We start from the raw sequence: 11,115 nt of genomic DNA on the forward strand, positions 1-11,115 counted from the left end.
ATCCTGCATGCCGGCCTACAAGCGCATCCTGCTGAAACTTTCCGGAGAGGCCCTGATGGGCGACGATGCCTATGGCATCAACCGCGCGACCATCGTCCGGATGGTCCGTGAAGTCCAGGAAATCACTCAGCTCGGCTGCGAGGTCGCGGTGGTCATCGGCGGGGGCAACATCTTCCGCGGCGTCGCTGGCGGCTCGGTCGGCATGGACCGCGCGACGGCCGACTACATGGGCATGCTCGCCACCGTGATGAACGCGCTGGCGCTGGCCGACACGATGCGCCAGGAAGGCATGACCGCCCGCGTGATGTCGGCCATCAGCATCGACCAGGTGGTCGAGCCCTACGTGCGGCCCAAGGCGCTGCAGTACCTCGAAGAAGGCAAGGTCGTGGTGTTCGCCGGCGGAACCGGCAACCCCTTCTTCACGACCGACACCGCCGCCGCACTGCGCGGCGCCGAGATGGGCGCCCAGATCATGCTGAAGGCCACCAAGGTCGACGGCGTCTACACCGCCGATCCGAAGAAGGACCCGAGCGCCACGCGCTACCCCTCGTTGACCTTCGACGAGGCCATCACCCAGAACCTGCAGGTGCTCGACGCCACCGCGTTCGCGCTGTGTCGCGACCAGAAGCTGCCCATCAAGGTGTTCTCGATCTTCAAGCCGGGCGCGCTCAAGCGCGTGGTGATGGGCGAGGACGAGGGCACGCTGGTCCACGTCTGAGCCAGCGACCGAGCGGCCGCCCGAGTACCGCGCCCGCCTGCCCCGACGCCTGAGCAGAGCGTCTCCCGAGGAGCCCCACGATGAGCATCGCCGACATCAAGAAGACCGCTGAAGCCAAGATGGCCAAGTCCATCGAGTCCTTCAAGAACGAACTCCAGAAGATCCGCACCGGCCGTGCCCACCCCGGCATCCTTGACCAGGTGCAGGTCGAGTACTACGGCTCGATGCTGCCGATCAGCCAGGTGGCCAACGTGTCGCTGATCGACGCGCGCACCATCAGCGTCCAGCCCTGGGAAAAGGGCATGGGCCAGAAGATCGAGAAGGCCATCCGCGAGTCCGACCTGGGCCTGAATCCGTCGACCATGGGCGACCTGATCCGCGTGCCGATGCCTGCGCTGACCGAAGAGCGCCGCAAGGAGCTGACCAAGGTCGTGCGCCATGCCGGCGAGGACGCCAAGGTGGCGGTGCGCAACCTGCGTCGCGATGCCAACGAGCATGCCAAGAAGCTGCTCAAGGACAAGCTCATCACCGAGGACGACGAGCGCCGTTCGGTCGACGAGGTCCAGAAGCTGACCGACCGCACCGTCGCCGAGATCGACAAGCTCGTGCAGGGCAAGGAAGCCGAGATCATGGCCGTCTGACGGCCGTCCTCTCGCCTGCGGTCCGATGAGCTCCTCCCCCACCGGCGCTGCCGCGCGCGTGCCGCGCCACCTCGCCATCGTCATGGATGGCAACGGCCGCTGGGCCAACCGCCGGCTCATGCCCCGGGTCATCGGCCACAAGTTCGGCGTCGACGCGCTGGTGCGCGTCATCCATGCGTGCCGCGAGCGCGGCATCGAGCACCTCACGGTCTTCGCCTTCTCGTCAGAGAACTGGAAGCGGCCGCAGGAAGAGGTTTCGGGGCTGATGAACCTCGTGCTCGTCGCCGTCTCGAAGTACCTCACGCGCATGGCCAACGACGGTGTGCGCATCCGCATCATCGGCGACCGTGCCCGGGTGGCCGCCAAGGTCCGCGAGGCCTGGGACCACGCCGAGGCGCTGACCGCTGGCAACCGCGCCATCACCGTCAACGTCGCCTTCAACTACGGCGGTCGTTGGGACATGGTGCAGGCTTGCCAGGCCCTGGTGCGTGACGGGGTCGCGCCCGAGGCGATCGACGAGGCGGCCATCGCGCAGCGCCTGTCGCTCGCCGATGCGCCGGAGCTGGACCTGTTCATCCGCACCGGCGGCGAGGTCCGGATCTCGAATTTCCTGCTCTGGCAGGCGGCCTACGCCGAGCTGTACTTCACCGACTGCCTCTGGCCCGACTTCGACGAGCTTGCGCTCGACGCGGCCCTGGCAGACTACGCCGCCCGCGACCGTCGATATGGCCGGGTCAAGAAGGACGTCAAGGCCGACGGCACGCCCGTCAGCTTCGCCCCCGAAACCTGAGGCTGCGGACCATGCTCAGAACGCGCGTCATCACGGCCCTGGTCCTGCTTGCCGTGCTGCTGCCGGCCCTGCTGGCGGCCAGCCCCTGGCCCTTCCAGCTGCTGACCCTGGTGATGATCGCCGCGGCTGGCTGGGAGTGGTCCCGCCTCAACCAGCTGCCGGGCGCCGGCGCGCTGGGCCTGGCGGCGGTCGTTGCCGCCGGCTGCGGCCTTGCGCTGGCGCAGGGCTGGGTCGGCCACGCGCCGGCCCGCCTCTGGCAGGTCGCCTTGCTGCTGTGGGTCATGGGCGGTGCCTGGGCGCTGTCCCAGGGCGTCACCGGCTGGCCCAAGGTGCCGTCGGCCGCGCGCCTGCTGCTGGGCCTGGCCTTGCTGTGGCTGGCCTGGCTGGCGATCGCCGAGGCGCGGCTGCGCGGGCTGAACTTCCTGCTGTCGCTGTTCTGCCTGGTCTGGATGGCCGACATCGCCGCCTACTTTGGCGGCCGGGCTTGGGGCAAGCGCAAGCTCGCGCCCGCGATCAGCCCGGGCAAGAGCTGGGCGGGCGTCTACACCGGCATGGCCGGCGTGCTGCTGCTGGCGCTGGGCTGGATCGCCTGGGATGCCGCCCATCCGGACGCCGGCACCAGCCTCTACACCGCGCTCCTGCTGCGGGCCGGCTGGCCCGGGCTGGTCGTGGCCTGTCTGTTCCTGGCCTCGCTGAGCGTGGTCGGCGACCTGTTCGAGTCGATGGTCAAGCGCAGTGCCGGCGCCAAGGACAGCAGCGCGCTGCTGCCCGGTCATGGCGGCGTGCTCGACCGCATCGATGCCCTGCTGCCGGTCTGCCCGCTGGCCCTCGCCCTGTTGACGACATGAACGCTGCTGCCACCCCGAACCGCCCGACCCCGGCCTCCGGCCGGCTGCGGGTGTGCATCCTCGGTTCGACCGGCTCGATCGGCACCAGCACGCTGGACGTGCTGGCCCGCCATCCCGATGCCTACGAGGTCACCACGCTGACCGCGCACAGCCGCATCGACGCGTTGGCCGCGCAGTGCCTCGCCTGGCGTCCGCGCCAGGCCGTGGTGGCACGGCCCGAGCAGGCCACCGACCTGCAGGCACGCCTGCGCGCGGCCGGTCTCGCGACCGAGGTGCTGCACGGCGCCGCCGCGCTGGAGCAGGTCGCCGCCGACCCGGGCACCGATGCGGTCATGGCGGCCATCGTCGGCGCGGCCGGCCTGCCGCCCTGCCTGGCCGCCGCACGCGCCGGCAAGCGGCTGATGCTGGCCAACAAGGAGGCGATCGTGCTGGGCGGCGCACTCTTCATGGGTGCGGTGAAGTCCGGCGGCGCGATGCTGCTGCCGATCGACAGCGAGCATTCGGCGATCTTCCAGTGCCTGCCGGAGGACCGTTCGGCCTGGGCCTCGCGCATCGACCACATCGTGCTGACCGCCTCGGGCGGGCCGTTCCGCGACCGCGATCCGGCCACGCTGCACAGCGTCACGCCCGACCAGGCCTGCGCGCATCCGAACTGGGTCATGGGCCGCAAGATCTCGGTCGATTCGGCCACGATGATGAACAAGGCACTCGAGGTGATCGAGGCACGCTGGCTGTTCGACCTGCAGCCCGAGCAGGTCCGCGTCGTGCTGCATCCGCAGAGCATCATCCATTCGATGGTCGTCTGCCGCGACAACTCGGTGCTGGCACAGTTGGGCACGCCCGACATGCGCGTGCCGATCGCCTATGGCCTGAGCTGGCCGGCGCGCATCGAGTCCGGCGCGGCACGGCTGGACTTCCTCGGCCTCAAGCCGCTGACCTTCGAGACCGCCGACGCGCACCGCTACCCGGCGCTGCCGCTGGCCTGGCAGGCGCTGCGCGCCCGCGAGGGCAGCACGGCGGTCCTGAACGCCGCCAACGAGGTGGCGGTCGAGGCCTTCCTCGGCGGTCGACTGCGCTACGACCGCATCGCCACGCTGAACGCCGACGTGCTGGCGCGCCTGGCGGTGCCCGAAACCGCGGCTGCCTCGGTCGAGGGCCTGCTGGCGCTTGACCAGGAAGCCCGCGCGCTGGCCCGCCAGTGCCTGGCCGAGCTGTCGGCCTGATGTCCTCCACCGAGCGCGCATGAACACCTTGCTGTCCTTCCTGTTGACGCTGGCGGTGCTGATCGCCGTGCACGAATGGGGCCACTACCGAGCCGCCCGGGCCTGCAACGTCAAGGTGCTGCGCTTCTCGATCGGCTTCGGCCGGCCGATCTGGCGACGCCTGCGCGGCGAGACCGAATGGGTCGTCGGACTGCTGCCGCTGGGTGGCTACGTGCGCATGCTCGACGAGCGCGAGGCGCCGGTCGCGCCCGAGGAGCGGCACCGCGCCTTCAACCTCAAGCCGCTGCGGCAGCGTGCCTTCATCGTCGTGGCCGGACCGCTGGCCAACCTCGTGCTGGCGGTGCTGCTGTATGCCGCCGCCCACTGGGTCGGCACCGACGAGCCGCTGCCGCTGCTGGGGACGCCGGTGGCCGGATCGCCCGCAGAACAGGCTGGCGTGATGGCCGGAGACCAGGTGCTGCGCCTGGGCGACGTCGGCAGCGCCGGCCGGCCGGTGCTGTCCTTCACCGAGCTGCGCTGGCAGCTGACGCGCGCCGCGCTGGACGGCCGCGACGTCGTGCTGCAGGTGCGCCGCAGCGATGGCAGCGACGCCGAGCTGCACATCGGCCTGGCCGCGCTGGGCGTGACCGATGCCGACCCCGGCCTGATGCGCCGCATCGGCCTGCCCGGGCCGCTGTCCGAACCGGTGCTGGGTGACATCGTCGCCGGCGGGGCGGCCGAGCGGGCCGGACTGCGCACCGGCGACCGGGTCCTCAGCGTCGACGGCCATCCGGTGACCGACGGTGCCGCGCTGCGCGCCATGATCCGCGCCGCTGCGCGCGACGTGGATGCACGTCCGGCCACGTCGGCGGCCGCGTCGGCGGCAAACCCGACGGCCGTCCACGCGGCGTCGACCTCAGGTCCCGCCGCTTCGCCGGCCTTCGGCACGGCTTCTGCGCCGTCCATCACCGAATTGGCACCGGCCGCCGAGATCGCCGATCCGCTGCAGGCTGCGGCCGCACCCGCGCCGGCCGAGTTGCCGCCTGGCAGCCAGCTCTGGCATGTCGACCGGGCCGGGCAGCGGCTCGAGATCGTCGTGACGCCGGCGATCGTCGATGACCGCGGCCAGCGCGTCGGCCGCATCGAGGCGGTGGTCGGCTCGGGCGTGAAGATGGCGCTGGTGCGGCTTGGTCCGGTCGATGGCCTGACGCGGGGCGTCGAGCGCACCGGCGAGATGGCGATGTTGACGCTGAAGATGCTTGTTCGCATCGCCACCGGCGAAGCCTCGCCGCGCAACCTCAGCGGCCCGCTGACCATCGCCGAATACGCCGGCCAGTCGGTCCAGCTCGGCCTGGCCTACTACCTCGGCTTCCTGGCCGTCGTCAGCGTCAGCCTGGGCGTGCTCAACCTGCTGCCGCTGCCGATGCTCGACGGTGGCCACCTGCTGTTCTATGCGGTCGAGGCGGTGTTCGGGCGACCGATCCCCGATGCCTGGATCGAACGCCTCCAACGCGGCGGCCTGTTCATCATCCTGGTGATGATGTCGCTGGCGCTCTACAACGACGTCGCCCGGCTGTTCGGGCAGATGTGATCCGCTGACCTGACCCGCTGACCTGATCCGCATGCCATCACCTGCACCCCTCCGTTCCACTTCCCGCCTGGTCGCGGCCATCGCCGCCGGCTGGCTCGGCCTGGGCCTGCCGGCCTGGGCGGTGTCGCCCTTCGTGTTGCAGGACATCCGCATCGAGGGCCTGCAGCGCACCGAGGCCGGCACCGTGTTCGCGTCGCTGCCTTTCCGCGTCGGCGACACCTACAACGACGACAAGGGCGCCGCCGCGCTGCGCGCGCTGTTCGCCACCGGCCTGTTCAAGGACGTGCGCCTGGAGGTCACCGGCCAGGTCGTCGTGGTGGTGATCGAGGAGCGCCCGATCATCGCCAGCGTCGACTTCACCGGCACCAGCGAGTTCGACCGCGACACGCTGGTCAAGGCTCTGAAGGACGTCGGCATCGGCGAGGGCCAGCCCTTCGACCGCGGCCTGGCCGACCGCGCCGAGCAGGAGCTCAAGCGCCAGTACCTGACCCGCAGCTACTACGGCGCCGAGGTCGTCACCACCATCACCCCGATCGAGCGCAACCGCGTCAACGTGAGCTTCGCGGTGACCGAGGGCGGCATCGCCCGCATCGGCGAGATCCGCATCACCGGCAGCAAGGACTTCTCCGAGAGCACGCTGCTGTCCGAGCTGGACCTGACCGCCGGTGGCCTGATGACCTGGTACACGAAGAGCGACCGCTATTCGCGCGCCAAGCTCAACGCCGACCTGGAGACGCTGCGGGCCTGGTACCTCAACCGCGGCTACCTCGAGTTCGTGGTCGAGTCGACCCAGGTGGCGATCTCGCCGGACAAGCAGTCGATCTCCATCACCATCAACATTCGCGAAGGCCAGCAGTACACCGTCACGGCGGTGCGGCTGTCGGGCGACTACCTGGGCAAGGACGACGAGTTCAAGTCGCTCATCACGATCAAGCCCGGCGAGCCCTACCGCGCCGAGGCCGTCAACGAGACCCAGCGTGCCTTCACCGACCGCTTCGGCCTGTTCGGTTTCGCCTTCGCGCGGGTCGAGACGGTGCCGCAGGTCGACCGCAACACCGGCCGCGTGCAGGTGCAGCTCAACGCCGATCCGGGCCGACGCGCCTACGTGCGCCGCATCAACGTGGCCGGCAACTCGCGCACCCGCGACGAGGTCATCCGGCGCGAGCTGCGCCAGCTCGAATCGGCCTGGTACGACGGCGCACGCATCCAGCTCTCGCGCGACCGGGTCGACCGCCTGGGCTACTTCAGCGAGGTCGAGTTCGACACCAGCGAGGTGCCGGGCACGTCCGACCAGGTCGACCTGACGCTCAACGTGACCGAGAAGGCCACCGGCAGCCTGCTGCTGGGCGCGACCTTCTCCAGCGCCGAGAAGCTGTCGTTCAACTTCGCGGTCAAGCAGGACAACGTCTTCGGCACCGGCAACTACCTGGGCGTCGAGCTCAACACCGGCAAGCTCGCGCGCACGCTGGTGCTGACGCACGTGAACCCCTACTTCACCGAGGACGGCATCTCGCGCACGCTGGATGTCTTCTACCGCACCAACCGGCCGCTCAACAGCCAGGGCGAGGACTACCAGCTGGTCACGCCGGGTGCGTCGGTGCGCTTCGGCGTGCCCTTCACCGAGCTGGACACGGTCTTCTTCGGCATCGGCGCCGAGCGCACCACGATCAAGGCGGCCAACGCGCTGCCCGAGGTCTACTTCCGCCAGCGCGCCCAGTTCGGCGACAGCAGTTCGTCGGTGCCGCTGACGCTGGGCTGGCAGCGCGACGGCCGCGACTCCGCGCTGGTGCCCAATCGCGGCCTCTACCAGCGCCTGAACGTGGAGTGGGGCGTCGCCGGCGACACCCGCTACGTGCGCAACAACTACCAGATCCAGCAGTACATCCCGCTCAACAAGCGCTTCACGCTGGGCCTGAACGGCGAGTTCGGCTGGGGCCAGGGCCTGAACGGCCGCAGCTACCCGGTGTTCAAGAACTTCTACGGCGGCGGCCTGGGCACGGTGCGTGCCTTCGACCAGAACTCGCTGGGGGCGGTCGACGTGACCGGCGCCTACCTCGGCGGCAACCGGCGCCTGAACCTCAATGCCGAGCTGTACGTGCCCTTCCCGGGCGTGGGCAACGACCGCACGCTGCGCATCTTCGGCTATGCCGACGCCGGCAATGTCTGGCGCGAGGGCGAGAAGATCGGTGACTCGAAGGAGAACCCGATCCGCATGTCGGCCGGCGTCGGCCTGTCCTGGGTCTCTCCGGTGGGGCCGCTCAAGCTGTCCTGGGGCCAGCCTTTGCGCTATGCCCGTACGGATAGAATCCAGCGCTTCCAGTTCCAGATCGGTACCGCATTCTGATGAAGAAGCTCACGCTCTTGATGCTGGCCACTGCGGCCATGCTGACCTTGTCCGCCCCGATGCTGCGGGCCCAGGAACTCAAGATCGGCTACGTCAGCAGCGATCGCGTGCTGCGCGACGCCGTGCCGGCCAAGGCAGCGCTAGCCAAGCTCGAGACTGAGTTTGGAAAGCGAAAAAAGGATCTTGATGACTTTGCGGCACGCATTAAGACTGCGGGCGATAAGTTGAACAAGGATGCACCTACCTTGTCGGAGTCTGAACGAGATCGGCGACAGCGCGAGCTTGTTGATCAGGAACGTGAACTCAGCCGAAAGCGTCGTGAGTACCAAGAAGACGTGACTCAGCGCCAAAACGAAGAGCTGACTGCTGTTATCGAGCGTGCAAATAAAGCAATCAAGCAGATCTTTGAGCAAGAAAAGTACGACCTTATTGTTCAAGATGCGATTCATGCGAGCGCCCGCGTCGACATCACCGACAAGGTGATCAAGGCCCTGAACGCACAGGCCCCCGCGGCCAAGTGAACACGCCTCACGCCCCGACCTTCACCACCACGCTGCACGAAATCCACGCGGCGCTGGGCGGTGAACTGCTGGGCGACCCGGCTCTGGTGATCCACCGCATCGCCGCCATCGGCCAGGCCGATGCGCACGCGATCACCTTCATCGCCAACCCGCGCTACCGCGCGCAGATCGAGTCCACCGCCGCCGGCTGCGTGATCGTCGCCCCGGCGCTGGCCGAGGCGGCGGCCCAGCGCGGCGCAGCGATCGTCACGCCCGATCCCTATCACCACTACGCCCGCCTGACCCAGTGGTGGGCGGCCCGCCTGCGTTCGGCCGTGCCGACCGGCGTGCATGCCTCGGCCGTGATCGGCGCGGGCGTCACGCTCGGTGACGGCGTCACCGTCGGTCCGCTGGCGGTGATCGAGGCCGGCGCGGTGATCGGGCCGGGCGCGACGGTCGGCGCGCAGTCCTACATCGGCGCCGGCGTGGTGGTCGGCGCGCACACCCGGCTGGCACCGCATGTCACGCTGATGCACGGCACCACGATCGGCGCGCGCGGCATCGTGCATGGCGGCGTGGTGGTCGGAGCCGATGGCTTCGGCTTCGCGCCGCACCAGGGCCGCTGGGACAAGATCGAGCAGCTCGGCGGCGTGCACATCGGCGATGACGTCGAGATCGGCGCGAACACCTGCATCGACCGCGGTGCACTCGGCGACACGGTGATCGGCAACGGCGTCAAGCTCGACAACCTGATCCAGGTCGGCCACAACGTCCACATCGGCGAGCACAGCGCCATGGCCGGTTGCGTGGGCATCGCCGGCAGCGCGAAGATCGGCCGCGGCTGCACCGTCGGTGGCGGCGCGATCGTGCTGGGCCACCTTGAACTGGCCGACGGTGTGCACATCTCGGCGGCCAGCGTGGTGATGCGCTCGATCACCCGGCCGGGCCAGTACAGCGGCGTCTTCCCGATCGACGACAACGCGTCGTGGGAAAAGAACGCCGCCACCTTGCGTCAACTCCATACGCTGCGCGATCGCCTGCGTGGCCTCGAAAAGAAGATCGACACACCATGAACACGACCTCCACGAACGACGCCCAGACGCCCGAGGCCGCCTTCCCGACCACGATGGACATCCATCAGATCGTCAAGAAGCTGCCGCACCGCTATCCCTTCCTGCTGGTCGACCGCGTGGTCGACATGAAGAAGAACACCTGGATCAAGGCGATCAAGAACGTCACGATCAACGAGCCTTTCTTCACCGGCCACTTCCCGCACCGTCCGGTGATGCCGGGCGTGCTGATCCTGGAAGCGCTGGCGCAGGCCTCGGCGCTGCTGTCCTTCGCGTCGATGGACGAGGATCCGGGCGACGACTCGGTTGTCTACTTCGTGGGCATCGATGGCGTGCGCTTCAAGCGTCCGGTCGAGCCGGGCGACCAGCTGATCCTGGAATCGACCATCGAGCGCCACAAGGCCGGCATCTACAAGTACAAGACCCGCGCCTCGGTCGACGGCGAGACCTGCACCGAGGCCGAGCTGATGTGCACGATGCGCCGCATCTCGTGAGCGCGCGCTGAACCGTCCCGTCCCCATTCCAGCTCCCGCTCCCGTTCCCGTTCCTCAGCCCGCACCCGCCATGGCGCAGATCCACCCCACCGCGATCGTCGATCCAGGCGCCCGACTGCACGAGTCCGTCAGCGTCGGCCCCTACACGATCATCGGCCCGCACGTGGTCGTCGGCGAAGGCACCACCATCGGTCCGCACTGCGTGATCGAGGGCCACACGACCCTGGGCCGTGACAACCGCGTCTTCCAGTTCTGCTCGCTCGGCGCCGTGCCGCAGGACAAGAAGTACGCCGGCGAGCCGACCGAGCTGCGCATCGGCGACGGCAACACCATCCGCGAGTTCTGCACCTTCAACCTTGGCGTCGTCGGTGCCGGCGGGCTGACCCAGGTCGGTCATCGCAACTGGGTGATGGCCTATGTGCACGTCGCGCACGACTGCCGCATCGGCGACGACAACGTCATCGCCAACGCGGTCCAGTTCGCCGGCCATGTCGAGGTCGGCAACGCCACGCTGATCGGTGGCATCACCGGCGTGCACCAGTTCGTGCGCATCGGCGACTTCGCCATGGTCGGCTTCCAGACCCGGTTGTCGCAGGACCTGCCGCCCTTCATGGTCGCGGCCGGCAACCCGGCCGAGGCGCAGAGCGCGCACCTCGAAGGCCCGCGCCGCCGCGGCTTCAGCGCCGAGCGCCTGGCCCAGCTCAAGCAGATGCACCGCATCCTCTACCGCAAGGGCCTGACGCTGGAAACCGCGCGGGCCGAGCTGGTCGAGCTGCGGGGCAGCGTCGAAGGCGGCGATGCCGACCTCGACATGATGCTGACCTTCCTCGACCAGGCGCAGCGCGGCATCGTCCGCTGAGCCTGCCGCCGTCGCCGCCTGCGGACCGGTCGGCGGTCCCCGTTCCTGCGAGCACCGC

At 69.1% G+C, this 11,115-nt stretch carries 11 protein-coding genes; all 11 read left to right on the forward strand.

Annotation, left to right across the window (positions count from 1 at the left end; all coding sequences use genetic code 11):
- Nucleotides 1–7 precede the first annotated feature (7 nt).
- The 11 genes from pyrH to lpxA all read left to right on the forward strand — a co-directional run bounded on the left by pyrH (nucleotide 8) and on the right by lpxA (nucleotide 11,057).
- The gene (gene pyrH, locus Q8X39_RS05880; RefSeq protein ID WP_305748702.1) at nucleotides 8–718 is read left to right on the forward strand and encodes a UMP kinase; all 711 of its coding nucleotides are present in this window, start codon (nucleotides 8–10) and stop codon (nucleotides 716–718) included.
- Nucleotides 719–798: 80 nt separating this feature from the next.
- Complete coding sequence (gene frr / locus Q8X39_RS05885) at nucleotides 799–1,359, forward strand: ribosome recycling factor (protein WP_305748703.1); 561 nt, start codon at nucleotides 799–801, stop codon at nucleotides 1,357–1,359.
- Nucleotides 1,360–1,384: 25 nt separating this feature from the next.
- Nucleotides 1,385–2,149 carry a polyprenyl diphosphate synthase gene (gene uppS / locus Q8X39_RS05890; protein ID WP_305748704.1) on the forward strand — a complete coding sequence of 255 codons (765 nt, stop codon included), beginning with the start codon at nucleotides 1,385–1,387 and terminating at the stop codon, nucleotides 2,147–2,149.
- Between the two features lie 11 nt (nucleotides 2,150–2,160).
- Complete coding sequence (locus tag Q8X39_RS05895; protein WP_305748705.1) at nucleotides 2,161–2,997, forward strand: phosphatidate cytidylyltransferase; 837 nt, start codon at nucleotides 2,161–2,163, stop codon at nucleotides 2,995–2,997.
- Nucleotides 2,994–4,220, forward strand: coding sequence for a 1-deoxy-D-xylulose-5-phosphate reductoisomerase (locus Q8X39_RS05900; protein ID WP_305748706.1), 1,227 nt, complete (start codon nucleotides 2,994–2,996; stop codon nucleotides 4,218–4,220). The genes Q8X39_RS05895 and Q8X39_RS05900 overlap by 4 nt, the downstream gene beginning before the upstream one ends.
- A 19-nt stretch (nucleotides 4,221–4,239) precedes the next feature.
- On the forward strand, nucleotides 4,240–5,790 hold the full coding sequence (gene rseP, locus Q8X39_RS05905) for an RIP metalloprotease RseP (RefSeq protein WP_305748707.1): 1,551 nt from the start codon (nucleotides 4,240–4,242) through the stop codon (nucleotides 5,788–5,790).
- Between the two features lie 31 nt (nucleotides 5,791–5,821).
- The gene (gene bamA, locus Q8X39_RS05910) at nucleotides 5,822–8,134 is read left to right on the forward strand and encodes an outer membrane protein assembly factor BamA (RefSeq protein WP_305748708.1); all 2,313 of its coding nucleotides are present in this window, start codon (nucleotides 5,822–5,824) and stop codon (nucleotides 8,132–8,134) included.
- Nucleotides 8,134–8,655: an OmpH/Skp family outer membrane protein gene (locus Q8X39_RS05915; protein ID WP_305748709.1), complete on the forward strand. Its 522-nt coding sequence runs from the start codon at nucleotides 8,134–8,136 to the stop codon at nucleotides 8,653–8,655. The genes bamA and Q8X39_RS05915 overlap by 1 nt, the downstream gene beginning before the upstream one ends.
- A 32-nt stretch (nucleotides 8,656–8,687) precedes the next feature.
- Nucleotides 8,688–9,707, forward strand: a complete 1,020-nt coding sequence (gene lpxD, locus Q8X39_RS05920) for a UDP-3-O-(3-hydroxymyristoyl)glucosamine N-acyltransferase (RefSeq protein WP_305748782.1) — start codon at nucleotides 8,688–8,690, stop codon at nucleotides 9,705–9,707.
- A complete protein-coding gene (gene fabZ / locus Q8X39_RS05925) occupies nucleotides 9,704–10,198 on the forward strand; it encodes a 3-hydroxyacyl-ACP dehydratase FabZ (protein ID WP_305748710.1) in 495 nt (164 codons plus the stop codon). The genes lpxD and fabZ overlap by 4 nt, the downstream gene beginning before the upstream one ends.
- Before the next feature lie 70 nt (nucleotides 10,199–10,268).
- Complete coding sequence (gene lpxA / locus Q8X39_RS05930) at nucleotides 10,269–11,057, forward strand: acyl-ACP--UDP-N-acetylglucosamine O-acyltransferase (RefSeq protein ID WP_305748711.1); 789 nt, start codon at nucleotides 10,269–10,271, stop codon at nucleotides 11,055–11,057.
- The last annotated feature ends 58 nt before the right edge of the window (nucleotides 11,058–11,115 follow it).

Origin of the sequence: Leptothrix discophora, from assembly GCF_030705305.1 — a bacterium.
GTDB classification, from domain to species: domain Bacteria; phylum Pseudomonadota; class Gammaproteobacteria; order Burkholderiales; family Burkholderiaceae_C; genus Sphaerotilus; species Sphaerotilus discophorus.

Bases quoted from the DNA above. Each gene is read 5' to 3' on its own strand.
- pyrH (WP_305748702.1), top strand. From the start codon at position 8: ATGCCGGCCTACAAGCGCATCCTGCTGAAACTTTCCGGAGAGGCCCTG.
- frr (WP_305748703.1), top strand. From the start codon at position 799: ATGAGCATCGCCGACATCAAGAAGACCGCTGAAGCCAAGATGGCCAAG.
- uppS (WP_305748704.1), top strand. From the start codon at position 1,385: ATGAGCTCCTCCCCCACCGGCGCTGCCGCGCGCGTGCCGCGCCACCTC.
- Q8X39_RS05895 (WP_305748705.1), top strand. From the start codon at position 2,161: ATGCTCAGAACGCGCGTCATCACGGCCCTGGTCCTGCTTGCCGTGCTG.
- Q8X39_RS05900 (WP_305748706.1), top strand. From the start codon at position 2,994: ATGAACGCTGCTGCCACCCCGAACCGCCCGACCCCGGCCTCCGGCCGG.
- rseP (WP_305748707.1), top strand. From the start codon at position 4,240: ATGAACACCTTGCTGTCCTTCCTGTTGACGCTGGCGGTGCTGATCGCC.
- bamA (WP_305748708.1), top strand. From the start codon at position 5,822: ATGCCATCACCTGCACCCCTCCGTTCCACTTCCCGCCTGGTCGCGGCC.
- Q8X39_RS05915 (WP_305748709.1), top strand. From the start codon at position 8,134: ATGAAGAAGCTCACGCTCTTGATGCTGGCCACTGCGGCCATGCTGACC.
- fabZ (WP_305748710.1), top strand. From the start codon at position 9,704: ATGAACACGACCTCCACGAACGACGCCCAGACGCCCGAGGCCGCCTTC.
- lpxA (WP_305748711.1), top strand. From the start codon at position 10,269: ATGGCGCAGATCCACCCCACCGCGATCGTCGATCCAGGCGCCCGACTG.